The sequence below is a fragment of the Aureimonas ureilytica DSM 18598 = NBRC 106430 genome, assembly GCF_000382705.1.
GTDB lineage: Bacteria > Pseudomonadota > Alphaproteobacteria > Rhizobiales > Rhizobiaceae > Aureimonas > Aureimonas ureilytica.
Map to the genome: position 1 here is coordinate 743756 of NZ_ARQE01000001.1, position 25577 is coordinate 769332.

The 25577-nt window shown below is 69.0% G+C and carries 23 protein-coding genes; 10 read left to right on the top strand and 13 right to left on the bottom strand.

Annotation, left to right across the window (positions count from 1 at the left end; genetic code table 11):
• Nucleotides 1–114: 114 nt before the first annotated feature.
• Genes B146_RS0103500 through B146_RS0103540 form a run of 9 tightly spaced genes read right to left on the bottom strand, consistent with a single transcriptional unit; the run spans nucleotide 115 to nucleotide 8797 of the window.
• Nucleotides 115–642, bottom strand: coding sequence for a hypothetical protein (locus tag B146_RS0103500; RefSeq protein ID WP_019995031.1), 528 nt, complete (start codon nucleotides 640–642; stop codon nucleotides 115–117).
• Nucleotides 639–1034 carry a response regulator gene (locus B146_RS0103505; RefSeq protein WP_019995032.1) on the bottom strand — a complete coding sequence of 132 codons (396 nt, stop codon included), beginning with the start codon at nucleotides 1032–1034 and terminating at the stop codon, nucleotides 639–641. Before B146_RS0103505 ends, B146_RS0103500 begins: the two co-directional genes overlap by 4 nt.
• A gap of 17 nt (nucleotides 1035–1051) precedes the next feature.
• Nucleotides 1052–2098, bottom strand: a complete 1047-nt coding sequence (locus B146_RS0103510; RefSeq protein WP_019995033.1) for a protein-glutamate methylesterase/protein-glutamine glutaminase — start codon at nucleotides 2096–2098, stop codon at nucleotides 1052–1054.
• Nucleotides 2095–2958 (bottom strand): CheR family methyltransferase, encoded by an 864-nt coding sequence (locus tag B146_RS0103515; RefSeq protein WP_051091483.1) that lies wholly within the window; start codon nucleotides 2956–2958, stop codon nucleotides 2095–2097. The genes B146_RS0103510 and B146_RS0103515 overlap by 4 nt, the downstream gene beginning before the upstream one ends.
• Before the next feature lie 2 nt (nucleotides 2959–2960).
• Nucleotides 2961–3425, bottom strand: a complete 465-nt coding sequence (locus B146_RS0103520; protein WP_019995035.1) for a chemotaxis protein CheW — start codon at nucleotides 3423–3425, stop codon at nucleotides 2961–2963.
• Nucleotides 3426–3431: 6 nt separating this feature from the next.
• Nucleotides 3432–5675: a chemotaxis protein CheA gene (locus B146_RS0103525; RefSeq protein WP_019995036.1), complete on the bottom strand. Its 2244-nt coding sequence runs from the start codon at nucleotides 5673–5675 to the stop codon at nucleotides 3432–3434.
• Nucleotides 5676–5688: 13 nt separating this feature from the next.
• Complete coding sequence (locus tag B146_RS0103530; RefSeq protein ID WP_019995037.1) at nucleotides 5689–6054, bottom strand: response regulator; 366 nt, start codon at nucleotides 6052–6054, stop codon at nucleotides 5689–5691.
• Nucleotides 6054–6809 (bottom strand): STAS domain-containing protein, encoded by a 756-nt coding sequence (locus B146_RS29695; RefSeq protein WP_019995038.1) that lies wholly within the window; start codon nucleotides 6807–6809, stop codon nucleotides 6054–6056. Before B146_RS29695 ends, B146_RS0103530 begins: the two co-directional genes overlap by 1 nt.
• The gene (locus tag B146_RS0103540) at nucleotides 6809–8797 is read right to left on the bottom strand and encodes a methyl-accepting chemotaxis protein (protein ID WP_019995039.1); all 1989 of its coding nucleotides are present in this window, start codon (nucleotides 8795–8797) and stop codon (nucleotides 6809–6811) included. Before B146_RS0103540 ends, B146_RS29695 begins: the two co-directional genes overlap by 1 nt.
• A gap of 475 nt (nucleotides 8798–9272) precedes the next feature.
• Between B146_RS0103540 and B146_RS0103545 the strand changes: the two genes are divergently transcribed.
• The 8 genes from B146_RS0103545 (at nucleotide 9273) to B146_RS0103580 (ending at nucleotide 16964) form a co-directional block, all read left to right on the top strand.
• The gene (locus B146_RS0103545; protein ID WP_019995040.1) at nucleotides 9273–9551 is read left to right on the top strand and encodes an STAS domain-containing protein; all 279 of its coding nucleotides are present in this window, start codon (nucleotides 9273–9275) and stop codon (nucleotides 9549–9551) included.
• A 91-nt stretch (nucleotides 9552–9642) separates the two neighbouring features.
• Nucleotides 9643–10011: a response regulator gene (locus B146_RS0103550; protein ID WP_026358289.1), complete on the top strand. Its 369-nt coding sequence runs from the start codon at nucleotides 9643–9645 to the stop codon at nucleotides 10009–10011.
• Nucleotides 10012–10016: 5 nt separating this feature from the next.
• Complete coding sequence (locus B146_RS24935; protein ID WP_019995042.1) at nucleotides 10017–12074, top strand: chemotaxis protein CheA; 2058 nt, start codon at nucleotides 10017–10019, stop codon at nucleotides 12072–12074.
• 11 nt (nucleotides 12075–12085) lie between these two features.
• Nucleotides 12086–12550, top strand: a complete 465-nt coding sequence (locus B146_RS24940; protein WP_019995043.1) for a chemotaxis protein CheW — start codon at nucleotides 12086–12088, stop codon at nucleotides 12548–12550.
• A 66-nt stretch (nucleotides 12551–12616) separates the two neighbouring features.
• Nucleotides 12617–13138: a chemotaxis protein CheW gene (locus B146_RS24945; RefSeq protein WP_019995044.1), complete on the top strand. Its 522-nt coding sequence runs from the start codon at nucleotides 12617–12619 to the stop codon at nucleotides 13136–13138.
• Nucleotides 13139–13142: 4 nt separating this feature from the next.
• Entirely contained in the window at nucleotides 13143–14039 is an 897-nt protein-coding gene (locus tag B146_RS0103570) for a CheR family methyltransferase (protein ID WP_019995045.1), read from the top strand.
• Between the two features lie 5 nt (nucleotides 14040–14044).
• Nucleotides 14045–15157 (top strand): protein-glutamate methylesterase/protein-glutamine glutaminase, encoded by a 1113-nt coding sequence (locus B146_RS24950; RefSeq protein ID WP_019995046.1) that lies wholly within the window; start codon nucleotides 14045–14047, stop codon nucleotides 15155–15157.
• A 55-nt stretch (nucleotides 15158–15212) separates the two neighbouring features.
• On the top strand, nucleotides 15213–16964 hold the full coding sequence (locus B146_RS0103580; protein WP_019995047.1) for a hypothetical protein: 1752 nt from the start codon (nucleotides 15213–15215) through the stop codon (nucleotides 16962–16964).
• Nucleotides 16965–17041: 77 nt separating this feature from the next.
• On the opposite strand, the gene B146_RS0103585 is transcribed toward B146_RS0103580, so the two are convergent.
• The gene (locus tag B146_RS0103585; RefSeq protein ID WP_019995048.1) at nucleotides 17042–17923 is read right to left on the bottom strand and encodes a LysR family transcriptional regulator; all 882 of its coding nucleotides are present in this window, start codon (nucleotides 17921–17923) and stop codon (nucleotides 17042–17044) included.
• A 109-nt stretch (nucleotides 17924–18032) separates the two neighbouring features.
• Between B146_RS0103585 and B146_RS0103590 the strand changes: the two genes are divergently transcribed.
• Both B146_RS0103590 and B146_RS0103595 read left to right on the top strand, forming a co-directional pair.
• Nucleotides 18033–19529 carry a CoA-acylating methylmalonate-semialdehyde dehydrogenase gene (locus B146_RS0103590; RefSeq protein WP_019995049.1) on the top strand — a complete coding sequence of 499 codons (1497 nt, stop codon included), beginning with the start codon at nucleotides 18033–18035 and terminating at the stop codon, nucleotides 19527–19529.
• 251 nt (nucleotides 19530–19780) lie between these two features.
• The gene (locus B146_RS0103595; RefSeq protein WP_019995050.1) at nucleotides 19781–20707 is read left to right on the top strand and encodes an AEC family transporter; all 927 of its coding nucleotides are present in this window, start codon (nucleotides 19781–19783) and stop codon (nucleotides 20705–20707) included.
• A gap of 2 nt (nucleotides 20708–20709) precedes the next feature.
• On the opposite strand, the gene B146_RS0103600 is transcribed toward B146_RS0103595, so the two are convergent.
• From B146_RS0103600 to B146_RS0103610, 3 genes are read right to left on the bottom strand one after another with little or no spacing between them, the layout of a single operon-like run.
• Nucleotides 20710–21354, bottom strand: coding sequence for a nucleoside triphosphate hydrolase (locus B146_RS0103600; RefSeq protein ID WP_019995051.1), 645 nt, complete (start codon nucleotides 21352–21354; stop codon nucleotides 20710–20712).
• Between the two features lie 42 nt (nucleotides 21355–21396).
• Nucleotides 21397–22929: a siroheme synthase CysG gene (cysG, locus tag B146_RS24955; protein ID WP_019995052.1), complete on the bottom strand. Its 1533-nt coding sequence runs from the start codon at nucleotides 22927–22929 to the stop codon at nucleotides 21397–21399.
• Nucleotides 22901–25573, bottom strand: a complete 2673-nt coding sequence (locus tag B146_RS0103610) for a nitrate reductase (RefSeq protein ID WP_019995053.1) — start codon at nucleotides 25571–25573, stop codon at nucleotides 22901–22903. The genes cysG and B146_RS0103610 overlap by 29 nt, the downstream gene beginning before the upstream one ends.
• Nucleotides 25574–25577: the final 4 nt, after the last annotated feature.

The following is a 25577-nucleotide window of genomic DNA, read 5'->3' on the forward strand; positions in this document are numbered from 1 at the left end:
CGGGGCGGGCGTCGGGGCGGGGTGGTCCCTCGCCGAAGAGGCGCTCCGGGCCGCCGCGCGGCGCGGGAGCCTTCCTTCGCGACGTCCGGATGCGAAAGCCGACCCGGCCTTCGCTCAGAAGAACTCGACCTCGCCGAGATCCCGCTCCTTGGGCAGCGGGGCGGCGGTGGGCGTCGGATCGGGCGCGTTGATATAGAGCTGGCGCGCCCGTCCGGTCGCCGGCCAGAACTGGACGCGCCGAACCTGATTGCCGCCGAGGCTCGCGCCCACGAGCGGAATGTTCTCCATGGCGAGAAACCGCTTGGCGAAGGCGCCGTTGGCCACGCCGATCTCGCCCCGGCCGAGCCCGGTGCAGGCTCCGCCGAACAACTTGCCGAGCAGCCGCTCGCGCCGCGCGCCGCGCTCCAGAAGTCCGTTCACCAGCACTTCCATGAGGTAGACGCCGTAGCGTTCCGCCTCCCCGCTGCGCGGGCCGTCGTCGCCCGCGAGCAGGAAATGGTTCATGCCGCCGGCCGAGGCCAGGGGGTCGAAGATGCAGGCGGCGACGCAGGAGCCCAGGATCGTCGTCAGGCAGACGCTCTCATGGACCCCGAAGCAGATCTCGCCCTGTGGGACGTGAATCCGCTCGTCCGGCCCCCTCATCCGGGCAGATTGCCGGTAACCGCCTGGATGGCCTTCTGCAGCGCGGCGGGCTGCACGGGCTTGGGCAGGTAGTTGTTGACGCCGAGCTTCACCGCCTTCTGCAGCACTTCGCGATCGCCCGAGCCGGTCAGGAGAATGAAGGGCGTGATGCGCGTGGCCGGATAGGTGCGGATCGCCTGGAGGAGCTGCAGGCCGTTGAGCTTGGGCATGTTGTAGTCGGACACGACGATATGAGCCGGGCTCGACATCATCATCTTCAACGCTTCCTCGCCGTCCTTGGCGAAGGGGATGTTGGCGAAGCCGATCTGCTGCAACGCGTCCCGCATCAGAAGGCGGCTCGTGGTCTGGTCGTCCACGATCAGGATCTTGATGGTCTGCTTGGTGAGCGACATGGAGTGAGGCCTTCGTATCAGGCGCCGAAGACGGCGCGGTGTATCGTTTCGAGTGGATGTTCTTCTTCGATGGCGCCGAGCGCGAAGGCCGCGCGGGGCATTCCATAGACGAGGGACGATTCTTGGTTCTGACCGATTGTCCTCCCTCCGGTCTTACGAATCTCCAAAGCTCCCTGCGCCCCGTCGCTGCCCATGCCGGTCAAAATCACCGCAAGGCTTCTTTTTCCGAAACGACGCGCTACGGAGTGGAACAAAACGTCCACGGAGGGGCAATGACCGCTGACCGGGGCCGCTTCCACCAGCGAGCAGACCGGCACGGCGCCGGTCGCCATCAGGTGTCGCTTGCCGCCGGGGGCGATGTAGATCGAGCCCCGTTCCAGGGGCATGCCGTCCTCGGCCTCCACCACGCGGGCGGGCGACAGCCGCTCCAAGCGCTGGGAGAAGCCGCGCGTGAAGCCGGCCGGCAGATGCTGCACGACGAGCGTCGGCGGGGCGTTGTCGGGCCATTCGGAAAACAGCGCCGTCAGGGCCTCGATGCCGCCCGTGGACGCGCCGATGGCGATCACCTCGGGCTCGACGCGCGCGGAGGCCGCGCGCTGGCCGAGCGGGCGCGGGGCGTCCTGGCGCTGTTCGGCCGTGCGGGCCCGCCGGGCCGAGATGCCGAGAAGACCCTGCCGCGAGGCCGCCGCCGCGCGCAGGGTCTGGCCGAGCCGCGCGAAGGCTTCGTCCTGTGCCCGCCGGGGCTTGGCCAGACAGTCGAACGCGCCGATCGACAGCGCCTCGATCGCGGTCGCCGTGCCCGGCCCGGTCTGGTTCGACACCATGACCACGGGCATGGGGCGCAGGCGCATGATCTTTTCGAGAAACTCGATGCCCGGCATTCCCGGCATCTCGACGTCGAGCGTGACGACGTCGGGGTCGAGCGCCTTGATCGCGGCGCGCGCCTCGCTCGCCGTTCCCGCCTCGCCGACGACCTCGATGTCCTCCTCTTCGCGCAGCGCCGTGCGGATCAGCATTCGCATGGTCGGCGAATCGTCGATCACCAGCACACGAACCGGCGTCATTTTGCGTGTCTCCGATAGGTGGTGGTGGCCTCGTGCGAGAAGAGCTGTGCCGCCGCGCCCGTGATGCGCTCGGAATGGCCGGCATAGAGCCAGCCGCCCGGCCGGATATGCTGGGCCATGCGCACCCAGAGCGCTTCGCGCAACGGCTGGTCGAAATAGATCGCCACGTTGCGGAAGAAGACGATGTCGAACTGCCCGTTCATCGGCCAGTCGTCGAGAAGGTTCAGCTCGCGGAACGTAATGAGCGCGCGCGCCTCGGGGCGCGCTTCCGACAAGCCGTCCTCGCGCGGGGGAAGAAAGGCGCGCTCGCGATCGGCCTTCGGCACGGCGGCGAGCGTCGCCTCGTCGTAGAGGCCGGCGCGCGCGGTGGCGAGGACGTTGCGATCGATGTCGGTGGCGAGAATCTTCACGTCGTGGCGCGCCGCGTCCGGGGCGACGGCCAGAAGCGAGAGGGCGATCGAATAGGTTTCGTGGCCCATGGAGCAGCCCGCGCTCCAGATCCGCACGCGCTTCCCGCGCGCGGCCTCGGCCATCAGCCCCGGCAGGACCTCGCGACGCAGATGCTCGAAATGGTGCGGCTCGCGCAGGAAGAACGTGTAGTTGGTGGTCAGCGCCTCCACCATCTTCTTCAGCTCGCTCTTGCCCGCGGCCGACTCGACGAGGTCGCAATAGGTGCTGAAGGACGCGATGCCGACCGCCCGCAGCCGCTTCACGAGACGCGAGTAGACGAGCGAGGTCTTGGCGTCCGCCAGATGAATGCCGGCCTCGTCGCGAATGATGCGCGCGATGCGGCCGAACTCGGCCACGGAGAGTTCGGGGTCGTCGGATGCTCGGGTTGCCGGGGAAAAAGCGAGCGACATCGTCAGTTCAGCCTCAGCCGCTCTGGCAGCATCCGCTCGGGCATGATGCGGGCGATCATCCGGTCGTCCATGGCGATCACCGAGGAGACGAAGGCCTTCGCCGAATCCTGCGCCAGATCGGGCGCGCCCTGGAGCAGATCGGGCGAGATCGACAGGATGTCGGACACCGCATCCACCAGAAGGCCGAAGGTCTGGTCCTCCGCCTGCACCACGACGATGACGTGGCGGGGGGTCGGCTCCTCCAGCGGCAGGCCGAGGCGCGCGGCGAGATTCACCACCGGCAGGACCGTGCCGCGCAGGTTGATGACGCCCAGGATGTAGTGCGGCGCATGGGGCAGGGTGGTGGCCGGCGTCCAGCCCCGGATTTCGCGCACCGCCTTGATGTCGACGCAGAATTCCTGGGAGCCGACGCGGAAGGCCACCATCTCGACCCCGTGGCCGATGGATTTGCGGGCCGTGTTCGACATGGGTGCTTACTCCGCCGCGACGTTGTCGATACCGAAGATGAAATTGTCGAGCGTCCGGTCGCCCGCGATGGCCTCGACGTCGAGGATGAGCGCCACGCGCCCTTCGCCCGAGATCGTGGCCGCCGAGATGCCCGGCACCGGGCGATAGTTCTTCTCGAGGCTCTTGATGACGACCTGCCGCTGGCCGCGAATGTCGTCCACCAGGAGCGCCACGCGCCGGTTGTTGTCGCAGTCCACGAGAACCGCGACCGAGGTCAGCGGATCGACGGGCGCCTTGCGATAGCCGAGCTCCACGCCGACATCGATCAGGGGCACGATCTGGTCGCGCACGTGAACGGTGCGGCCCTGGCCGACATACTGGATGTCGCCGGGCTGCGGGCGGAAGGTGAAGACGATGGTGCTGAGCGGCACCACCAGCGTTTCCTCCTCGACGCGCACGATCATGCCGTCGAGCACGGCCAGCGTCAGCGGCAGGCTCATGGTGAAGGCCGAGCCGAGACCGGGGCGCGAGGAGATGGACAGGCGTCCGCCCAGCGCCTCGATCGAGGATTTCACCACGTCCATGCCGACGCCGCGCCCCGAGATGGACGAGACGGTGGTGGCGGTGGAGAAGCCCGGCAGCATGACGAGCTGGTCGGTTTCCTCGTCGGACAGAACCGCGTCGGGCGGGATCAGGCCCTTGTCGATCGCGATCTGCTTGACCTTCGGCCGGTTGATGCCGCCGCCATCGTCGGAAATCTCGATGATGATGCGGCCCGAGCGATGGGCGGCCGAGAGCGTCACCGTGCCTTCGGCCGGCTTGCCCTTGGCGACGCGGTCGTCCGGCTTTTCCAGGCCGTGGTCGATCGCGTTGCGGATCATGTGGGTCAGCGGGTCGGACAGGCGTTCCACCACGGTCTTGTCGACCTCGGTGTTCTCGCCATGGGTGACGAAATTGACCTTCTTGCCGGTGGCCGAGGCGGTTTCGCGCACGAGGCGCGGCATGCGCTGGAACACCGACTTCACGGGCTGGGCGCGCACGGCCATGACGCTGTCCTGCAGCGTGCGGGTCAGGCGGTCCAGTTCCTCGATCGAGCTGACGACCTCGGAGCCGGTCGGCAGACCCGCTTCCTCGACCTTCTGCGCGAGCATGGTCTGCGTGGTCACGAGTTCGCCCACGAGATCGATCAGCTTGTCGACCCGGTGAAGCTCGACGCGAATGACGACGGCGGGCGCTTCGGCCTCGCTCTTGCTGCCGGCTTTGCCCTTGTCGTCCTTGTCGTCCTTGCTCTCCGCCTTCGCGGGCTCAGACGGTGCGGGGGCCGGCGTCAGCGAGGGGAGGGGGGAGCCCTCCGCCTTGTCGCTGGTCTCGGAAGGGGCTTCCGTGGCGATCTCGCCCTGGAGGCGAGCGAGAAGATCGGCCACCGACACGCCGCCGGCATCGTCGCCGCCGAAGTCGGGCACCGAGCCGCCACGCGCCTTGATCTCCAGTTCGCAATCCCATTCGGCGAATTCGAAGATCTCGCGGACCTTGGCTTCCGTGGCGTTCTCGCCGTCGAGTTCGACCTCGAAGGACAGATAGGCGCCTTCCGGGTCGATCTCGTCCAGCGCGGGAACGGCGGACGTGTCGCAGCGCACCACGGCCTCGCCGAGCGAGGCGACCTCGCGCAGGAGAACCGCGGCCTCGTTGGCCTTGGCGTAGAGATCCTTGTTCGGCTTGAAGCTGATGCGGATCGCCGGGCCGTCCTCGTCCTCGGCGGCGGGCGCCTCGGTGGCGAGGCCCATCGCGCCCCAGTCCATCGCCACCGGCGTGAACTCGAAATCGGCAAGGCTGAGGCCGCCATCCTCGTCGTCGCCGTCCTCGGAGGCCGAATGACCGCCCTTGGGGCCGCCGATCAGCGTTTCGAGTTCGACGATCAGCTCCTTGGAGCGCTCCTGGTCGCCGTCGCCGCCGTCGCGACCGGCGGCCACGAGGTCGCGCAGATGGTCGGCCGAGCGTAGCATGACCGGCATGACCGTACCGTCGGCGGCGAGCCGATGGGCGCGCACCTCGTCCAGCACGGTTTCGAACGTGTGGGCGAACTTGACCAGCTTGTGCAGGTCGAAGGCGCCGGCGCCGCCCTTGATCGAGTGCACCGCGCGGAACACGCGGTTCACCGTGTCGTCGTCGGTCTCGCCGCCTTCCATGGCGGTGAGGCCGTCCTCCAGTTCCTGGAGCTGGTCGTCGCATTCCTGGAAGAAGACGACCCTGATTTCGTCGAGTGCGCTCATGGGTGAAGGGTCCTCAGGCGACGACGCGGTTGATGGCGGCGATCAGCCGGGCGGGGTCGAAGGGTTTGACGATCCAGCCCGTGGCGCCGGCCTTGCGGGCGCGGTCCTTCTTGGCCGTGTCGCTTTCCGTGGTCAGGACGATGATCGGAATGGCGCGCTTGGCGGCATCGACGCGCACGGCCTCGATGAATTCCAGCCCGTTCATGCGCGGCATGTTGATGTCGGTGATGATGGCGTCGGGCTCGCTGGCGCCCAGCACTTCCAGTCCGTGGAGCCCGTCCTCGGCCTGGATGACCGTGAAGCCGGCCGGCTCCAGGGCCGAGCGGAGCAGCTCGCGCATGGTGCGGGAATCGTCGACGGTGAGGATGGTCTTGGGCATCAGGCGGCGGTCCTCTGGAACAGGTCGTCGCGGCTCAGGCCCATGAAGCCGAGATCGCGATCGAAGGCTTCGGACGCGCCCTGGAGCCGGATCGGAACGCCGTCCGCCGCCCAGGTGCGATCCGCCGACAGGAGAAGCTGAAGGCACTGGCCGCCCAGACGCTTCACCTCGCCCGCGTCCAGCGCCAGCGGCGTGCCGCGATGGTTGAGGAGCGCGGCGTGCAGGGCGCCGGCGGCGGTGAGGTCGAGAACGGCGGGCAGCGACAGAAGCGCCTCGTTCTCCGCCGGCTCGGCGGGGAGGGCGGCCGGCGCGCTCGGCTCGGCACCCGCCGGCAGGGCGCCGACGCTCGCCAGAAGCAGCGCCATCTGCGCGTCGAGATCGGCCGGCGGGGCGTCCTCTCCGGCGACGCCGGCCAACTCGGCAGGCTCGCTCGGATCGGCGTCGCCGAGGTCGGCGGCGTCGGTCCCGTCGTCGGCATCCTCCGCCGCGACAAGCACCGTCTCGTCGGAGGCGTCCTCAACGACGTCGTCCGAGGCGTCCAGCTCCGGCGCGCTCGCCAGGTCGTCGGCCGCGTCCGCTTCGCCGCTCTCGGCCGACAAGGCGGCCGCGTCCTCGGCTTCCGCCGCTTCGGCGTCCTGCGTCGCTGTAAGGGACGCGTCGCTCGCCGCCATCATGGCGAGAATTTCGGGGGGCAGGGCGACGACGAGGTCGTCCTGTGGTTCAGGCGTGCCGGTGGTCGGTGTCTTCGAACCCATCAGAATTCCTCCCAACCCAGATCTTCGGACGGAGCGGCGGCGGCGGCGGCACCACCACCCGAGGCGGCGGCGACGGCGACCGGGCGGGCGACAGGGGCCGGCTCGGCGGCGCGCGGCGCGGGAGCCGGGGCCGCCTGCGGCTTGGCGGTGGTCTTCATGGCGGCGGACATGGAGCGCAGCTGCGCCACGGCGCCGTTGGTCCCGTCCACCTGGAAGGAGGACACGAGACGTCCGAGTTCTTCGGTCTCGGCGCGCAGCGACAGCGTGGCGGCGGTGGTTTCCTCCACCATGGCCGCGTTCTGCTGCGTGACGCGGTCCATCTTGTTCACGGCGTCGTTGACGTCGGCGATGCCGATCGACTGTTCGCGCGCCGAACCGGCGATCTCCTGCACCAGGGCGTCGATCTGCGTCACCTGCGCGGCGATGCGGGTGAGCACCTCGCCCGAGCGGTTCACGAGGTCCACGCCGTTGCCGACATGGGTCGAGGACGTGCCGATCAGCGTCTTGATTTCCTTGGCCGCTTCCGAGGAGCGCTGGGCGAGCGCGCGCACTTCGAGCGCCACGACCGCGAAGCCGCGACCGGCATCGCCCGCTCTCGCCGCTTCGACGCCCGCGTTCAGCGCCAGGAGGTTGGTCTGGAAGGCGATCTCGTCGATGACGCCGATGATGCGGGCGATCTGCTGCGAGGACTTCTGGATCGCGTTCATCGCGTCCACCGCCTCGCGCATGACCTCGCCGGAGCGCTCGGTGTCCTGCCGCGCGGCGGCGACGGACGAGGCGACCGACGCGGCGTTCTCGGCCGAATGCTTCACCGTCGCGGTGATCTCGTCGAGCGCCGAGGCGGTCTTGTCGAGGCTGGCGGCCTGCTGCTCCGTGCGGCGCGACAGGTCGTCCGAGGCATGGCCGATCTCGCTCGTGCCGTTGGCGATCGAGGACACGGACTGCGCGACGCGGCCGACCATGTCGTGCAGATGGGTGACGGCGGCGTTGAACTCGTTGCGAAGCTTGGCGTAGCGCGGCGGGAACTCGGCCTCGATGCGGCAGGTGAGGTCGCCACCCGACAGGCGGGTCAGCCCGTCCTGGATGGCCTGCACCACGTCGGCCTGCTCGCCGACCGTGCGCAGGCGCTCGGTCTCGGCTTCCTGCTCGCGGTTGGCGCTCGAGGAGCGCAGGCTCGCCAGTTCGGCTTCGAGGGCGAGCGCGCGCTGGCGGGCGGCGCGCAGCGCCTCGCCGGTGCGGGCGAGCGCGCCGATCTCGTCGGCGCGGCCGATCGCGCCGGGCTGCGCGTCGGACGCGCCCTCGGCGAGGCGCGCCAGTTCCTCGCTCGTGCGGCGCAGCGGCGAGGCGATGCCGCGAAGGAGAAGCGCGCAGGACAGGCCGGCGAGAACCAGCGGGAAGCCGATCGCCAGGGGAAGGGTCGTGTTGGCCGTGGCGCGCGCTTCCTCGCGGTGGGCGAGGGCGGTGGCGAGCGCGCTTTCCTCGCTTTCGCGCAGCGAGCGCACGAGCGACAGCATGGGCGCGGCGTCCGGGCCGCTCGCGGGCGCCGCGAGAATCTCCGTGCGGGCCCGGGCGGGCGCCGCCGGAGCGGCGACCGCGCCGCCGAGCGCATGATCGACATCGCTGCGGAAGTCGGCGTCGAGGCTCTTCAGGCGCTCCAGGCGCGCCGTGTCGGTGGCCGAAAGGAAGCGGCCCTGCAGCGCGCCGACGGCGGCCGACAGGTCGGAACCAGCCGTCTTGAACTGCGCCTCGGCACCGTCGTTGCGCTGCTGAACGAGCGCCATGGCCGCCGTGCTGCGAGCGAGCACGGCCCGTTCCAGCGCATCGGTCGCCCGGGCGCGGTCCAGAAGCTCGTCATAGGAAGCGTTCGCCGCATCCGTCGCGGCGGCGGTCTGATGGATCGCGACCCCGCCCATGCCGACGCCTGCCGCAGTCAAGCAGAAGGCCAGAAGGAGCTTGCGGGAGGTGGAGATGTTCTTGAACGCGAGCATGGCGTCTCCGGAGCAGGCGCGTGCGGCGACCGCGATTGGCGATACGGGCGAAACGAGCGCTCCGGCGGGGAAGGCGGATCGGCGACGCGCCGCCCTCGAGGGAGGCGTGGGGGCTCGGCGTCCGGGCGCCGGGCTTGTTCGCCGATCGGATTCCACGGGGAATCGATCGTCTTTCCACCCTGTTGTATCGGCCAACCTATAAGATTGTGTTGAATTGCACTTGCCTGATTTCGGCAAGAAATCGTTCATCTTTCTTGCGTCCCCAGCAACCATCCGATGCTTGGGTGTTCCGGTCGGGGAAGGTCATCCTTTCGAAAGGATTGCTGGCGGCGGTTGCTTTGAATGGGTGGTCGTAGGGAGAAGAAAAGCTTTCGTTGACTCTGAAAGCATTCCGCATCGAAGAGCTGGGTCGCTTAACGGCTGCGCAATCTGTTTTCGACATTTTGAACTGGTCCGAAAGCGAGGCCAAGTCGCGATGTCTTCTTCTTCCAACACAATCGCCCTGTCCGGCGCCTGCGAGCTGTCCCGTCTCGTGGATGTGCGCGCCGAACTTCTCGATTTCGCCGAGCGGAATCCCGAAGGGCCCGTGCATCTCGATCTCAAGGCCGTGGATCGCGCCGATATCGGCCTCGTTCAGCTGGTCGCGAGCTTTCGCGCCTCGCTGGCCGCCAAGGGGCGCGAGCTGACGCTCGTCCTGTCCGAGACGGTCGAGCAGCTGTTCCAGAGCGCCGGCGCTCCGGTGCCCGGGCGCTGATCGCCCCGGACACCAGGGACCGCGCGGCTTCCTTTTTCTTCCTTCCCTTCCTCCCGAACGTTCAATCCCCGAAATCAGAAAGGTGCAGTCCGTGACAAAGTCCGTACTTTGCGTCGATGACTCCGCCAGCATCCGTCAGATGGTGTCGTTCACGCTCGAAAGCGCCGGCTACGCGCCCGACACGGCGGTGGACGGTGCCGATGCCCTGACCAAGCTGGATCAGAACAAGTATCAGCTCATCATCACCGACCTGAACATGCCCAATCTCGACGGGATCGGCATGATCAAGAAGGTCCGTGAGATGCCGCAGCACGCCGGCGTGCCGATCGTCATGCTGACCACCGAGTCCGACGAGGGCAAGAAGCAGGAAGGCAAGGCGGCCGGCGCCACCGGCTGGATCGTCAAGCCTTTCGATCAGACCAAGCTCGTCGCCGTCGTCAACAAGCTGATCGGAGCCTGACGTCCATGGGCGGCGATATGCTCGAAGTCTTCCTCAACGAAGCGCGTGATCTTCTGGAACAGCTCGAAGCGGCGCTGCTCGACTTGGAAACGCGGCCGAACGACCGCGAACTCATCAACACGACCTTCCGGGCTCTTCACACGCTGAAGGGTTCGGGCGGCATGTTCGGCCCGCCCGCCATGGCGGCCTTCGCCCATGAGCTGGAAAACGCCTTCGAGAAGGTGCGCCAGGACAAGGCCCCGGTCACGCCCGCCCTTGTCAGCCTGCTTCTCCAGTCGGCCGACCAGATCCGCAAGCTCCTGTTCGAAAGCGACGGCGACCATTCCGCCGAAAGCCGCCGCCTGGCGGACGCGCTTCTGGCCGAAGTCGCCGACGGCGCCGCGGCGCCCGTCGCAGCCGCCTCGGGCGCCGCCCAGCCGGCGATGCAGGCCGCTGTCGCGGAAACGCTCCAGCGCTTCCGCATCCGCATGTCGCTCGAGCGCAGCGCGCTGGCCTTCGGCACCAATCCCTTGGCGCTGATCGACGAGCTGCGCGATCTCGGCACGCTCAGCGTCGTGGCCGACACATCGGGCGTGCCGGTGCTCGAAGAGCTCGTCCCGACCGATCTGCACATGGCCTGGGACATGGAACTGGCGACCTCGCGCGGCCGCTCGGCGATCGACGACGTGTTCATCTTCGTGGACGGCCCGGACGCGGTTCGCATCGAGGAACTCGCCGCCGAAGCCGCGCCCGCCCCGGTTGCCGCGCCGGCTCCGGTCGCCGCCGCGCCCGTGGCCGCCGCGCCCGTCGCTTCCGCTCCGGTTGCCGCTCCCGCAGCGCCGGCGCCCAAGAGCGAAGCGCCCGTCGCCGCCAAGGCGCCCGCCAAGGCCGAAGCGCCGGGCGAGGGCAAGGCCGCCGCTGCGGAAGCCAATGTCCGCGTCTCCGCCTCGCGCCTCGACATGCTGCTCGATCAGGTCGGCGAACTCGTGATCGCCCAGGCCCGCCTGTCGGCGCTCGCCCGCAACCGCCACGACCCGGTTCTCACCACGGTGGCCGAGGAAATCGAGCGCCTGTCCTCGGACCTGCGCGACTCGGCCATGGGCATGCGCATGGTGCCGATCGAAACGCTGTTCGGCCGCTATCGCCGCGTCGTGCGCGACATCTCCTCCGATCTCGGCAAGGACATCGACCTCCAGTTCTCCGGCGAGGAAACCGAACTCGACAAGACCGTGCTCGACCGCCTCGGCGATCCCATGGTCCACATCATCCGCAACAGCTGCGACCACGGCATCGAGTCGGCCGAGCGCCGCGAGGCGGCCGGCAAGCCCAAGCGCGGTCTCCTGCGCCTGTCGGCCCGCCAGGCCGGCACCGAGGTCGTCATCACGATCGAGGACGACGGCGCCGGTCTCAACCGCGCCCGCATCCTGGAAAAGGCGCAGGCCGCCGGTGTCGTGCCGGAGGGCGTGACGCCGCCCGATCGCGAGATCGACGAGCTGATCTTCCATCCGGGCCTGTCCACGGCGGCCGCCGTGTCCAACCTGTCGGGCCGCGGCGTCGGAATGGACGTGGTGCGCCGCACCATCACCGAGCTGCACGGCACGATCGAGATCGACACGCGCCCCGGCGAGGGGACGCGCTTCATGCTGCGCCTGCCGCTGACGCTCGCCATCATCGACGGGCTCCAGGTCGCCATCGGCGACGCCCAGTGCATCCTGCCGCTCACCAGCGTCGAGGAATGCGTGGAACTGGCGGCGGTGGAAACCCGCGCCTCGGGCGGCCGCAACTTCGTGGACATCCGTGGCACGCTCGTCCCGCTCCTGTGGATGAACGAAGTGTTCGGCACGGCTGAGCGCGGCGCCATCGTGGTGGTCACCGAAAGCGAGGCCGGCAAGCTCGGCGTCGTGGTGGATCAGGTGGTGGGCCAGCACCAGACGGTGATCAAGCCGCTCTCGCCGCTCCACGCCAAGACGCCGGGCCTCGTCGGCGCGACGATCCTGGGTGACGGCGCGGTCGCCCTCATTCTCGACGTGAACCCCCTTGCACGGTTCGTGGGCCAGCCCCGCGCCGACCGCATCGCCGCCTGACGGAGCCTCCCATGTCGCAGATCGCAGAATCCGCCGATCCCTCCCTGCAGGACTACCTGACCGTCGCTCTCGGCGAGGACCTGTTCGGCATCAAGGTGGCGCTGGTGCACGAGGTTCTCGACCCGCCCGCGATGACGCGGGTGCCCAACGCGCCGGCCTTCGCGCCGGGCCTCGTCAACGTGCGCGGCAATGTCCTGCCGCTCATCGACCTTCGCAACCGCTTCGGCATGGAGCCGACCGAGGACACCGAATCGACCCGGTTGATCGTGTCCGAGGTCGCCGCCGCCGGCGAGACCTTCCATGTCGGCATCAAGACCGACGCGGTGTTCGAGGTCATCCACGTTCGCCCCGGCGAGGTGGAAGCCATGCCCGAATACGGCACGCGCTGGCCGAGCCGCTATCTCGACGGCGTGGTGCGCCAGGACGGTCGCTTCGTCGTGCTGCTGGATGTCGAGCAGCTCCTCGAGGACGCCTGATCCGGACCCGCTTCCGCGCCGCCCTTCCCCTTTCGCTCCGCCGAGCCGACTTCACAGGATGAGAGCATGAACACGCCCTTCCACTCCTCCCGCGCCGAAGACGAGGAGGCCGACAGCAACAACGAGATGCTGACGTTCCAGCTCGGCTCCGCCGCCTTCGCCGTCAATGTGCGCCAGGTCCGCGAAGTGCTCGACTACAAGCCGATCCAGCGCATGGCCAACGCGCCGGAAAGCCTGCTCGGCATGATCGACGTGCGCGGCGTCGGCGTTCCGGTGGTGGATCTCAAGCGTCGTCTCGCCATGCCGGCGAGCGAAACGCGCGAGGTCGGCGCCGAAACCCGCATCGTGGTCCTGGAGTTCGAACTCGACGAGCATCTCCACACGCTCGCCGTGATCGCGGACGCGGTTCACGAAGTGGCCGACCTGTCGGACCAGACGCTCGAAGCGCCGCCGCATGTGGGCGAGGCCTGGAGCAACGAGTTCGTGCAGGGGCTCGGACGGCGGGGCGAGTCCTTCCTCACCCTTCTGAAGGTCGAGAAGCTTTTCGGCGCGAGCGACCGCGCGCTCCTCAAGGCAGAGGCGGCCTGATCCGATGCAAGGCGCCGCTCGCTCCTCCACCTACGCAGATCCGGCGCCCGAGGCGATCCCCCAATGGACCCGCGTGGAACTCGGCGACAAGGCTTTCGAAGCCCTTGTCCGCCTCGTCCACGAACATTGCGGCATCACGCTCTCGTCCGTGAAGAAGACCATGCTGGAAACGCGGCTGCGCCGCCGCCTCCATGCCAATGGCCTCGACAATTTCGACGACTATGTCGCGCTTCTGCGCTCGCCGACCGAACGGGGCCGCGAGCTTCAGGGCTTCGTCGACACGGTCGTCACGAACGAGACCTCGTTCTTTCGGGAACGAACCCATTTCGACTATCTGGACGCGGCCGAACTCGACCGGCTCGTGGCCAATGCCGGGACGCGCCAGCTGCGCGCCTGGAGCGCGGCCTGCTCCTCGGGGCAGGAGGTCTACACGCTCGCCATGGTTCTGGACGCCGCCTCGGAAGGGGCGACGCGCTGGGACTGGAACATCCTGGCGACCGACATCTCGGTGAAGGTCCTGACGGCCGCGCGCGAGGCGATCTACCGCGCCGAGGACGTGGCGAGCGTGCCGCAGGCGCTGCGCGACCGCTACGTGCTGCGCTCCAAGGACCCGAACAGCGAGGCCGTGCGCATGGCGCCCGAGCTGCGCCAGCGCGTCCAGTTCGGCCAGCTCAACCTCATGCACAACGAGTATCACGTGAAGTCGAAGATGGACGTCATCTTCCTTCGCAACGTGCTCATCTATTTCGAGCCGAAGACGCAGGAAGCCGTGGTGGCGAAGCTCTGCCGCCACCTTCGCCCGGGCGGGCTCCTGTTCCTCGGCCATTCCGATACGACACGATCGGGCAGCCTGCCGCTGCGCCTCGTTCGCGGCAACATCTATCAGCGTCTGGAGGACTGATCGCCATGAAGCCTATTCGCGTCCTCATCGTGGACGACAGCGCGAGCGTCCGTCAGGTCCTGTCCGAGATCGTCGCGGCCGAGCCCGACATGGAAGTGCTCGGAACGGCCTCCAACCCCTATTTCGCCGCCGAGCGGATGCGCGACGAGGTGCCCGACGTCATCATCTGCGACATCGAGATGCCGCGCATGGACGGCATCACCTTCGTCCAGAAGCTGATGAGCCAGCGCCCGATCCCGGTCGTGATCTGCTCCTCGCTCGCCGAGGCCGGCTCCAAGATGGCGCTTCAGGCGCTGGAAGCGGGCGCGGTCGAGATCATCGCCAAGCCCAAGATGGGCACGCCGCAATTCCTCATGGAATCGCGCACCCGCATCGCCGACGCCGTGCGCGCCGCCTCGCACGCCACGGTGCGCGCCCGCAAGCCGCCGGCCGCCGCGATCACCCCCCAGGCCAAGCTGACCGCCGACGCGGTTCTGCCGCCCTCCAACGGCCGCCCGATCGACCGCACCACCGACAAGGTCGTGGTGATCGGCGCCTCCACGGGCGGAACCGAGGCGCTGCGCCGCATCCTGGAAGCGCTGCCCGCCGACGCGCCGGGCATCGCCATCGTCCAGCACATGCCCGCCGGCTTCACCTCCGCCTTCGCCAAGCGCCTCGACGGCCTGTGCCAGATCGAGGTCCGCGAGGCGGTGACGGGCGATCGCCTCATGCCGGGCCTCGCGCTGATCGCGCCGGGCAACCAGCATCTTCTCCTCCAGCGCTCCGGCGCGCAGTATCATGTCGAAGTGCGCGACGGGCCGCTCGTCACGCGTCACCGCCCCTCGGTGGACGTCCTGTTCCGCTCCGCCGCCCGCTCGGCCGGCGCCAACGCGCTCGGCATCATCATGACGGGCATGGGCGACGACGGCGCCAAGGGCCTTCTGGAACTGCGCCAGACCGGCGCGCACACGATCGGCCAGGACGAGGCGACCTGCATCGTCTACGGCATGCCCAAGGAAGCCATGAAGGCGGGCGCCGTGGAGCAGGAACTGCCGCTCGACCGCATCCCGACCGAGATCGTGCGCTTCGGCCACGATCAGCCCCTTCGTTCGGCGGCCCGCGCCGCCCAGGTCCGGTGATCCCGCAATGGCTCGCTCCGCTGCTCTTTCCGTCTCCGCCCCCGCGGACCCTTCCATGCTGAACGACCGGCAGACCGGCCCGCTGCGCGAGCTTCTGGCTGATGTCCACCAGTGGAACGTCTCGTCGGAGGCCGTGTATCTGGGCGCCGGCAACGATCTTCAGACGCTTCACCGCCGCATCGGAACGGTGCGCGACTCGATCCGCCAGTCGACTGAGGCCGTCGCCTCGGACGAGGGCGACCGCGTCGAGACGCTGCTCGCCGAAGCCGCGTCCACCGCGACGCAGCTCGAAACGCTGGCCGGCGAGCGCTCGCGCATCCTGCGCGTCCTGTCGGAGGGCGTCGTGACCGCCGCCGAGGGCGCCTCGGCCGTCGCGCTCGTGTTCCGCCTTCTCGACTATGTCGTGCTCGTCGCGCGCACCCATGTCGAGGGCATGACGCAGGCGCGCGACGTGCTCGTGCCCTTCACCGAACATGTCCACGAACTCGTCGGCTCGGGCCAGACGGTGGCCCGCGCGCTCGACGCCCGCGTTCGCACGGTTCAGGGCCATATCGCCGAAAGCCGCACGATCGACGCGCGCGTCGGCGGCCGGGCGCTCGTGGGCGAGGCGAGTCTGGCCTTCCAGTTCCGCTCGCTCAACCGCCGCCTGTCGCAGGAGCGCGACGCCGCGTCCACGACGCGCGAAGCGGCCCATCGCTCCTTCTCGGTGATCCGCGACGCGGTCGGCGGCCTCGTCATGGGCCTCCAGTTCCACGACATCGCGCGCCAGCGCCTGGAACACACGCTGACCAATCTGGAGCGGCTCTTCGTTCTGGCCGAGACCGGCGTCCTCACCCCCGACAGCGCGCCGATGGAAGGCAAGTCGCGGCTTCTGGCGATCCGCCGGATCGTGGAGCTCGAGATCGCCCAGCTCACCAGCCTGACCGAGCTCTACGAGACGAAGATGGGCGAGGTTCACGCCAATCTCGACGTTCTCGCCGGCGAGATCGTGGAAAGCGACCGCATCCTGTCCTCGCTCTTCTCGGACGAGAGCGGCAAGGGCGGCAAGAGCGCCATCGCCGTCCTGGAAGCGGAAGCGGTGAAGGTGCGCGAGCGCTTCGAGCGCGGCGAGGCCGACCGGCGCCAGCTCGACGCCTCGCTCCACGAATGCGTCGAGGCCGCCGGCCCGCTGATCGCGATGACCGACGAACTCGCCTCGCTGGAACACACGCTGCGTCTGGCCGGCTTCAACGCCGCCGTGCGCGCCGCCCATGTGGACTCGGGCGACGAGACGATCGGCTATATCGCCCGCGAAATCCGCGAGCAGGCGACCGTCGCCAAGTCCCAGGCCGATCTTGTGCGCGAAGGCATCGAGATGGCCGTGTCGGCGACGCGCGAGCTGGAAGACACGATCCTGCCGCGCATCGCCGAGGCCGAGACCTGGATCGCCGAGCGCTTCGTCACCGCGACCGACATTCTCTCGCGCATCGAGGCGGCCTGCATGGAGCGCCTGCGCGACGCGGCCACCAATGCGCGCGGGCTCGACGAGCGCATCCGCACCATCGCCAGCCTGATGACGCCCCATGTCGAAGGCTGCGCCCTGATGCGCCGCACGATCGGCCAGCTTCAGGTGATGCTGGAAGGTCTGCCGGACGAGCCGATCTCGCCCGAGGACGCGCTGCGCCTGCACAGCCTTCTGGCCACGCAGTACACGATGGCCGAGGAGCGCGCGATCTTCGAGGCCTCGTTCCGCGGCGTCGGCCTGCCGCCCTCCGCCATGGCGGCCCCCGCACCCGCGAGCGACGATCTCGACGATTTCCTGTTCTGACGGGCGCTCGTCTCTCCTCTCGAAAACGGCCGGCCGGGCAGGGTGCCCGGCCGGCCGTTTTCGTTTGGGGGGAAACGTCAGCCGAACAGCGCGCGCTCGCCTTGAACGAGCTCGGCGATGAAGTCGGCGACCGCGCGGATGCGCGTCAGCTCGCGCGAGGTCTCGTGCGTCACCAGCCAATATTCGCGCCGGATCTCGCAGTCGGGCAGGACCCGCTCCAGCCCCGGCCGCCCGCCGGCCATGAAGGCGTGGAGAATGCCGATCCCCGCGCCCGCCGCGACGGCTTCCAACTGCCCGAGCGCGGAGGAAATCTCGACCCGGCTCTGCCAGTCCGGCAGGATTTCGCCGGCATAGTGCAGCGACGGGCTGTAGACGAGATCGTCCACATGGCCGACGAGGCGATGGGCGCGCAGCTCCGCGACGCTGCCGGGGCGCCCGAACCGGTCGAGATAGGCGCCAGCGCCATAAAGGCCGAGCGCGTAGGACACGAGCCGGCGCGCCACGAGCCGCCCCTGCGAGGGCCGCTCCACGGTGATCGCGATATCGGCTTCGCGCCGCGAGATCGAGAAGGCGCGCGGCACGGGCACGAGCTGCACGGTCAGCGCCGGATGCCGCTCGGCCAGCGCGCCGAGGCGCGGGGCGAGGAAGGCCGTGCCGAACCCGTCCGGCGCGCCGATCCGCACCGTGCCGGACAGCTGCGTTTCCGGCTGGCCGAGGCTCGCCCGCGCCCCCAGCATCTCCGCTTCCATGCGCTCGGCGGCGGCGAGAAAGCTCGCGCCCTCGCGCGTCGTCTCGCAGCCGTTCGGCCGCCGGTCGAAGAGCTTGGCGCCGAGCGCGGCCTCCAGCGCGTCGAGCCGGCGCCCGACGGTGGCATGGTTCAAGCCCAGCCGGCGCGAGGCCGCCAGAATCTGCCCCGCCCGCGCGACGGCGAGAAACACGCGCACATCGTCCCAGTTCATGTCCGGTGACTCCAGGGCTTCAATTGGCGCACAACGGGTGCGCATAGGATCTGCTTGATTTCAAGTCCGCGCTGCGGCTCTCTCCTCTCCAGACAAAGGGAGAGAAGCCATGAACGAGATCGGTCACTTCATCGACGGCGCGCGCGTCGCCGGCACGTCGGGCCGCACGGCCGACGTCTTCAACCCGGCGACGGGTCAGGTCACGGCGCGCGTCGCGCTGGCGAGCCGCGAAGAGCTGCAGCAGGCGGTGGACGCCGCGCGCGCCGCGCAGGTGAAGTGGGCGGCGGTCAACCCGCAGCGCCGCGCCCGCGTCTTCATCAAGTTCGTGGAGCTTCTCAACGCCAACATGCAGGAGCTCGCCGAGCTTCTCTCCTCCGAGCACGGCAAGACGGTCGAGGATTCCAAGGGCGACATCGTGCGCGGCCTCGAAGTCTGCGAGTTCGTGATCGGCATTCCGCACCTGGCCAAGGGCGAGTTCACCGAAGGGGCCGGCCCCGGCATCGACATGTATTCGATCCGCCAGCCGGTCGGCATCGGCGCGGGCATCACGCCCTTCAACTTCCCGGGCATGATCCCGATGTGGATGTTCGCGCCGGCCATCGCCTGCGGCAACGCCTTCATCCTGAAGCCCTCCGAGCGCGACCCGTCCCTGCCGATGCGTCTGGCCGAACTCATGATGGAAGCCGGCCTGCCCAAGGGCGTGCTTCAGGTCGTCAACGGCGACAAGGACGCGGTGGACGGCATTCTGGAGCATCCCGAGATCGGGGCCGTCTCCTTCGTCGGCTCGACGCCGATCGCAGCCTATGTCTATGCCGGCGCGACGGCGCGCGGCAAGCGCGCCCAGTGCTTCGGCGGCGCCAAGAACCACATGATCATCATGCCCGACGCCGATCTCGATCAGGCGGCGGACGCCCTGATCGGCGCGGGCTACGGCTCGGCCGGCGAGCGCTGCATGGCGATCTCGGTGGCGGTGCCGGTCGGCGAGGCGACGGCCAATGCACTGGTCGAGAAGCTGATCCCCAAGGTCGAGGCGCTGAAGATCGGCCCCTATACCGACAGCTCGGCCGATTTCGGCCCGGTCGTCACCAAGGCCTCGCAGCAGAAAATTCTCGGCCTCGTGGAAAAGGGCGTGGCCGAGGGCGCGACGCTCGCCGTGGACGGGCGCGGCTTCACCATGCAGGGCTATGAGGACGGGTTCTTCGTCGGCGCCTGCCTGTTCGACCATGTCACGCCCGAGATGGACATCTACAAGGAAGAGATCTTCGGCCCGGTTCTCTCGGTCGTGCGCGCCAAGGACTACGAAGAAGCGCTGTCGCTGCCGACCCAGCATGAATACGGCAATGGCGTCGCCATCTTCACGCGGGACGGCGATGCGGCCCGCGACTTCGCCTCGCGCGTGCCGATCGGCATGATCGGCATCAACGTGCCGATCCCGACGCCGCTCGCCTACCATTCCTTCGGCGGCTGGAAGCGCTCCTCCTTCGGCGATCTCAACCAGCACGGCCCGGATTCGATCAAGTTCTGGACCCGCACCAAGACGATCACCAGCCGCTGGCCGTCAGGCATCAAGTCGGGCGCGGAATTCTCCATGCCTGTGATGAAATAATCCCGAGCTTTCGGGAGGAGGGACCGCCGGTGCGAAAAGGCATCGGCGGTCCTGCCTCGACCCCGGACCGCCGGCGGATGGGTGGCGTGCACCAAGAGCCTCGCCTCGACGCGCAGGGTCTTGCCGGCTGAACGAGCCGAGGCTTCCGGCCTCGCGCCCGTCCCTTTCCATCGCTCCCCAAACCTGCGAAAGGCCGGCGGTGCCCCCGCCGGCCTTTGCCGTTCGTTCCTGCCTCCAAGCGACATGCCCCGATGATCCAGACGCTCGTTTCCGTGCTGACGCCGGTCTTCTTCATGCTGGGGCTCGGCTTCGTGTCGGGCAAGCGGCACTGGGTCAATCCGCATGGCACCGACATGCTCGGCGCCTTCATCGCCAAGTTCGCGCTGCCCGTGTCGCTGTTTCTGGCCATCGTCACCGCGCCGCGCCATCTGCTCGCGCCCGAACTCGTGCCGACCGTGGCCTATGCCGCCGCGCTTCTGTCGGGTTTCGCCATCGCGCTTTACACCGCGAGCCGCGCCGGCTTCTCGCCCGTCACCGCCGCGCTCTACTCGCTGACGGCCGGCATGCCCAATCTCGGCGGCATCGGCCTTGCGCTGTTCCAGTCGCTGGAGGGCTCCGAGGCGGCCGTTTCGCTCGCCGTCGCCAATCTCGTCGGCACGCTGACGGTGATCCTCGCCTGCTTCGTGCGGCTGGAAATGCAGGGCGGGGGGCATCCGCTGCGCGCCGTCTCGGCCGCGCTCCTGAAGCCGATGACGATCGTTCCGACGCTCGGCTTCGTGGTGGCCTTTCTCGACCTGCCCTTCCCGGACCTCTTCGTCTCGGCCCTGCGCCCCCTCGCGCAGTCGACCGCCGGGGCCGGCCTGTTCCTGACGGGTGTCATTCTCTCGACGCAGCGCCTTCGCCCGACGCGGCCCGTGATGCTCGGCGCGCTCGCCTCCAACATCGTGCAGCCCGCAGTCGCGCTTATCGCCTGTCTGGCGCTGCATCTGCCGGCGCATCTCGAAGCGCGGGCGATCATCGCCATGGCCATTCCCGCCGGCTTCGTCGGCACGATCCTGTCGGCGGTCTATCGCGAGGGCGCGGAAGAAGCGGGCGGCGTCCTCGTCGCGTCCTCGGCGCTGTCGATCGTCACGCTGCCGCTCTGGATCGTGCTCGCGCTCTGGATCGGCGGGGCCTGAGGTCAGGCCGCGCCGTCGCTGCGGATGGCGATGTCGGCCGGGCGGCTGTTCGACAGCACGAGGCGCATGTTCGGCAGATCGTTGCCTTCGAGCTTCTCGACCAGCGCGTCCGGCGTGTAATCATAGCCGAGCCAGCGCTGCGTCAGGCGCTCGATCAACACGTCCTCGCTCGCCTCGATCATGATCGTCAGGTCGAAAAGGGCGCCCAGATCCCGCCAGCCGGGCTCGTCCAGCAGAAGATAATTGCCCTCGGCGAGGATGATGCGCACGTCCGGCGCGATGATGCGCGCGCCGGCCCGCGCGATCTCGATGGAGCGGTCGAACACGGGGACGGCGACCTCGCGCCCGTCGTCCGCGCGCAGGCGTTCCAGCATGGCGCGGAACCCGTCGAGATCGAACGTGTGCGGCGCGCCCTTGCGCGGGCGATGACCGCGCGCGTTCAGCACCAGATCATCGAGGTGATAGCCATCCATGGGCAGAATGTCGGCGACGCCCGGCCGGCGCGCGTTGAGGCGCTCCTTCAGCGACTCGGCCGTGGTGGACTTGCCCGAGCCCGGCGAGCCGGCGATCGCGACGATGCGCCGGCGCTCGCCGTCCTCGCTCAAGAGCGCGTCGGTCAGGCCAGCCAGCGTGGAGCGTTCCGTCATCGTCCGATTCCTCCCATCCGGGCGGAATGGGGCTCGCCCGGTTCAGGAGGCCTTTGCCTGAAGGCGCGAGATTTCGCCAGCCCCCCGGTCGCGCTCCGGCTCGAAGCCGGCGAGGCTTTCCGGCTCGCAATCGGCGAAGACGCGGCCGACGCCGATCAGGATCGGCCGCTCGATGCCGATGCGCCCGACGATCTCGGCGAGCGTCGCCAGCGTGCCGACGAGCCGCGCTTCCTCGGGCCGCGAGATGGAGGCGGCGACGGCGACCGGCGTCTCGGCCGGCAGCCCGTGGCCGATCAGCTCAGCGGCGATGCGCGGGGCCATGCGCCCGCCCATGTAGAAGATCGTCGTGGCGTGATCGTCGGCGAGCGCCTGCCAGTCGAGATCATCAGGCAACCCGCCCTTCTGCGAATGGCCGGTGACGAAGCGCACCTGCTGCGCGCGGTCGCGGTGTGTCAGCGAGACGCCGAAGCCGGCGGCGAGCGCGGACGCCGCCGTGATGCCCGGCACGATCGCGACCGGAATGCCCTCGCGCTTCAGTTCGGCGATTTCCTCGCCCGAGCGGCCGAAGACCGACACGTCGCCCGACTTCAGGCGCACGACATGCTTACCGGCTCTGGCGAACTGCACCATCATCCGGTTGATGTCTTCCTGCCGGCACGAGTCGCGGCTGGCGCGCTTGCCGACCAGCATGCGCTTGGCCTCGCGGCGGGCGAGTTCCAGGATGTCGTCCGAGACGAGATCGTCGAACAGGATGACGTCGGCGGCCTGGAGCGCGCGCACGGCTTTGAGCGTCAGAAGCTCGGCCTCGCCGGGGCCGGCGCCGACCAGCGTCACGCGCCCGCCGGCCTGCGGGCGGCTGACGAGATCGCGCACGAAGCGGCGCGCATCGGCCTCGGCCACGTCGTCCGGCGCCTTGCGGGTGAAGGCCTCGTCGGAGAAACGCTCCCAGAAGGCGCGGCGCGCCGGACCGGGCTGGAGCCGGTCCATCACCTCGGCGCGCACCTTGGCGGCGAGCCTGGCCCAGCCGGTGAGCGTTGCGGGCAGAAGCGTTTCGATGCGCCGGCGAATGGCCTGGCCGAGGATCGGGGCCGCGCCGTCGGTGGAAATGCCGACCACGACCGGCGAGCGGTTGACGATCGTGCCAAAGCGGAACTGGCAGAAATCCGGCTTGTCGATGACGTTGACAGGAACGCCCGCGCCCTTCGCCGCGCAATAGAAGCTCTGCGCCTCCGACTCGCTTTCGCAGTCCGCCACAGCGAGGGCCGCGCCCTCGAAACAATCCAGCGCCCAGGGCCGGTCGTGATGCCGGATCGCGCCGTCCGCGAAGGACAGGGCGAGAACGGTGCGCATCTCCTCGGTGAGATGCTCGGCTTCGCAATAGAGATCGACATGGGCGCCGGAGGCCGCCAGGAGTTCCGCCTTCCAGGCCGCGCCGTCCGAGCCGCCCACCATGGCGACGCGCTTGCCCTTCAGGTCGAAGAAGACCGGGAGCGTCGCAAGCTCGCCCATGCGCTGCGGGCGCGTGCGAGCAGCGGCGGCGGTGTCGTCAGCGGAGTTCGAGAACGCGCTCGGCATCGATCAATCCCTGGAGTTCCGTACGGCAGGAGCCACAATTCGTCCCGGCCTTCAAGTCCCGGCCGATGGCCGAAACACTCGTGCAGCCCTTTTCGCGGATCGCCCGCCTGATGTCGTTGGCGCCGACGCCAAAACAAGAGCAGACGAGCGCGCCGGGATCGGGCCTGTCGGCGCCCGGCCGCCCGGCCAGAAGCCGGAAGCGCGTGGCCGATTCCATCGGCGCGCCCGACAGGCACGAGACGGCATAGGCGCGGGACACGGCCACAGGCTCGGGCGACAGCCAGAGGGCGCCGAGAAAGCGCCCGTCCTCGAAGGCGGCGAAGCGGTGATGCCCCGCTCGGTCGGCATAATGCAGAAGCTCGGCCGCCTCGGGAAGGCCGAGAAGCTCGCGCGCGAAAGCCTCGGTGTTCTCCAGCTTTGCCGTGCCGGCGAGTTCCATGCGCCAGCCGCCATCGGCCCGCGCGCGCGCCCAATAGGCGCTGCCAGCGGGGACCGGCTCGGCAAGCGAGACGGCGAACCCATGCCACGCCGCGTCGAAGCGGCGGAGCGCGGCGGGCGCGGCCTTCGAGGCCGGCTGGCCGGACACGGGGTCCGTGCGGCCGGGCACGAGGGCGTTGATACGCGCCGCGCCGGAGAACTGCTCCGTCCAGTGCATGGGGGCGAACAGCGTGCCGGGGCGCACGCGCTCGGTCAGAAGCGCGCGCAGGATCACGGTGCCATGGTCGGTTTCGACTGTGACCAGATCGGCTTCGGAGATGGAAAGACGCGCAGCGTCTTCGGGGTGCAACTCGCAGAAGGGCTCGGCGAGATGGGCCGACAGGCGCGCCGAGCGGCCGGTGCGGGTCATCGTGTGCCACTGGTCGCGAATGCGCCCGGTGTTGAGCACGAAAGGGCGCTCCGGCGAGGTCGCGGGCGCGGCGGCCGGCGCGACGGGGAGGAAGCGCGCCTTGCCGTCCGGGGTGAAGAAGCGGCCGTCCGCGAAGAAGCGCGGCTTCGACGCGCCATCGGCCGCGACGGGCCATTGCACAGGCGACAGTGCCTCGTAAGCCGGCTCATCCAGCGTTGCGAGGCCGGACAGCTCGAAGTCCCTGATACCCTCGTTCTCGAAGGCCGAGAGCGCAGCATGTTCGCGGAAGATCGCGGCCGGCCCGTCGAAGGCGAAGGCCGCCTCATGCCCCATGCGCCGCCCGACCTCGGCCATCTGCCACCAGTCGGGCTTGGCTTCGCCGGGTGCGGGGAGGAAAGCGCGCTGGCGGGAAATGCGGCGCTCGGAATTCGTGACCGTTCCCGCCTTCTCGCCCCAGGCGACGGAGGGCAGGAGGACATGGGCATAAGGAACGGTGTCGGTGTCACGAACCACGTCCGACACGACCACCAAGGGGCAGCGCTCCAAGGCCTGCCGCACGAGGTCGGCTTCGGGCAGCGAGTCCACCGGATTGGTGCCCATGATCCAGATGGCTTCGACGCGTCCGTCATGCACGGCGCGGAAGAGATCGACTGCTTTCAACCCGGGCTTAGCCGGCAAAGCGGGTGCGTTCCAGAAGCGGCCGACGATGTCTTCATGCGTGGGATTGCCGATCGCCATATGCGCGGCAAGCTGGTTGGCGAGCCCACCGACCTCGCGCCCGCCCATGGCGTTGGGCTGGCCGGTGACGGAGAAGGGACCGCAGCCCTCGCGTCCGATCCGGCCGGTCGCGAGATGACAGTTCAGGATCGCGTTGACCTTGTCCGTGCCCCCGGCCGACTGGTTGACGCCCTGGCTATAGACGGTGACGGTGCGCTCGGTCTCGGCAAACAGCGCGAAGAAGCGCTGGAGCGCCGGCTGATCCAGCCCCGTCTCGGCGGCAAGGCGCGTCAGATCGCGATAGGGCAGGGCGGCTTGGAGCGCGGCGTCGAAGCCTTGCGTGTGCGCTTCCACGAAGGCCCGGTCGATCCGCCCGGCCGCGCTCAGATGCGCGAGGAGCCCCAGAAACAAGGCCGTGTCGCCGTCCGAGCGGATCGGCAGGTGCAGGTCGCTTTCCGCCGCCGTGACGGTGCGGCGCGGGTCGATCGTGACGAGCTTCATCGACGGCCGCGCGGCCTTGGCCGCCAGCAAGCGCTGGAACAGGACCGGGTGGCACCAGGCGAGATTGGAGCCGACGAGAACGAGAAGGTCGGCCGCCTCGAGGTCTTCATAGGTGTTCGGCACCGTGTCCGAGCCGAAGGCCCTGACATGGCCGGCGACCGAGGAGGACATGCAGAGGCGGGAATTGGTGTCGATATTGGCCGAGCCGATGAAGCCCTTCATCAGCTTGTTGGCGACGTAATAATCCTCGGTCAGGATCTGGCCGGAAACATAGAAGGCGACGGAGTCCGGGCCCTTGCGCCTGATCGTCTCGGCAAAACGATCAGCCACATGATCCAGCGCCGCGTCCCAGGACACGCGGCTCCCCGCGATTTCCGGGTGGAGCAGCCGGCGGTCGGGGATCAGCGTTTCGGCCAGCGCCGAGCCCTTGGAGCAGAGCCGGCCGAAATTGGCGGGGTGCTCCGGGTCGCCCGAGATGGCGATCGTGCCGTCGGGCTTGGGGCTTGCGAGCACGCCGCAGCCGACGCCGCAATAGGGGCAGGTGGTGCGTGTGGCCTGGGGCGCTCGCAGGGCTTCCATGAGG

What these genes read in the sequence shown, in the direction of transcription:
- B146_RS0103600 (WP_019995051.1), bottom strand. Translation starts at nt 21,354, where the DNA reads ATGACGGAACGCTCCACGCTGGCTGGCCTGACCGACGCGCTCTTGAGC.
- B146_RS0103580 (WP_019995047.1), top strand. Translation starts at nt 15,213, where the DNA reads ATGCTGAACGACCGGCAGACCGGCCCGCTGCGCGAGCTTCTGGCTGAT.
- B146_RS0103505 (WP_019995032.1), bottom strand. Translation starts at nt 1,034, where the DNA reads ATGTCGCTCACCAAGCAGACCATCAAGATCCTGATCGTGGACGACCAG.
- B146_RS0103585 (WP_019995048.1), bottom strand. Translation starts at nt 17,923, where the DNA reads ATGAACTGGGACGATGTGCGCGTGTTTCTCGCCGTCGCGCGGGCGGGG.
- B146_RS0103515 (WP_051091483.1), bottom strand. Translation starts at nt 2,958, where the DNA reads ATGTCGCTCGCTTTTTCCCCGGCAACCCGAGCATCCGACGACCCCGAA.
- B146_RS0103595 (WP_019995050.1), top strand. Translation starts at nt 19,781, where the DNA reads ATGATCCAGACGCTCGTTTCCGTGCTGACGCCGGTCTTCTTCATGCTG.
- B146_RS0103590 (WP_019995049.1), top strand. Translation starts at nt 18,033, where the DNA reads ATGAACGAGATCGGTCACTTCATCGACGGCGCGCGCGTCGCCGGCACG.
- B146_RS0103510 (WP_019995033.1), bottom strand. Translation starts at nt 2,098, where the DNA reads ATGACGCCGGTTCGTGTGCTGGTGATCGACGATTCGCCGACCATGCGA.
- B146_RS0103525 (WP_019995036.1), bottom strand. Translation starts at nt 5,675, where the DNA reads ATGAGCGCACTCGACGAAATCAGGGTCGTCTTCTTCCAGGAATGCGAC.
- B146_RS0103500 (WP_019995031.1), bottom strand. Translation starts at nt 642, where the DNA reads ATGAGGGGGCCGGACGAGCGGATTCACGTCCCACAGGGCGAGATCTGC.
- B146_RS29695 (WP_019995038.1), bottom strand. Translation starts at nt 6,809, where the DNA reads ATGGGTTCGAAGACACCGACCACCGGCACGCCTGAACCACAGGACGAC.
- B146_RS24945 (WP_019995044.1), top strand. Translation starts at nt 12,617, where the DNA reads ATGAACACGCCCTTCCACTCCTCCCGCGCCGAAGACGAGGAGGCCGAC.
- cysG (WP_019995052.1), bottom strand. Translation starts at nt 22,929, where the DNA reads ATGCCGAGCGCGTTCTCGAACTCCGCTGACGACACCGCCGCCGCTGCT.
- B146_RS0103570 (WP_019995045.1), top strand. Translation starts at nt 13,143, where the DNA reads ATGCAAGGCGCCGCTCGCTCCTCCACCTACGCAGATCCGGCGCCCGAG.
- B146_RS0103545 (WP_019995040.1), top strand. Translation starts at nt 9,273, where the DNA reads ATGTCTTCTTCTTCCAACACAATCGCCCTGTCCGGCGCCTGCGAGCTG.
- B146_RS0103540 (WP_019995039.1), bottom strand. Translation starts at nt 8,797, where the DNA reads ATGCTCGCGTTCAAGAACATCTCCACCTCCCGCAAGCTCCTTCTGGCC.
- B146_RS24940 (WP_019995043.1), top strand. Translation starts at nt 12,086, where the DNA reads ATGTCGCAGATCGCAGAATCCGCCGATCCCTCCCTGCAGGACTACCTG.
- B146_RS0103610 (WP_019995053.1), bottom strand. Translation starts at nt 25,573, where the DNA reads ATGGAAGCCCTGCGAGCGCCCCAGGCCACACGCACCACCTGCCCCTAT.
- B146_RS0103520 (WP_019995035.1), bottom strand. Translation starts at nt 3,425, where the DNA reads ATGTCGAACACGGCCCGCAAATCCATCGGCCACGGGGTCGAGATGGTG.
- B146_RS0103530 (WP_019995037.1), bottom strand. Translation starts at nt 6,054, where the DNA reads ATGCCCAAGACCATCCTCACCGTCGACGATTCCCGCACCATGCGCGAG.
- B146_RS24935 (WP_019995042.1), top strand. Translation starts at nt 10,017, where the DNA reads ATGGGCGGCGATATGCTCGAAGTCTTCCTCAACGAAGCGCGTGATCTT.
- B146_RS24950 (WP_019995046.1), top strand. Translation starts at nt 14,045, where the DNA reads ATGAAGCCTATTCGCGTCCTCATCGTGGACGACAGCGCGAGCGTCCGT.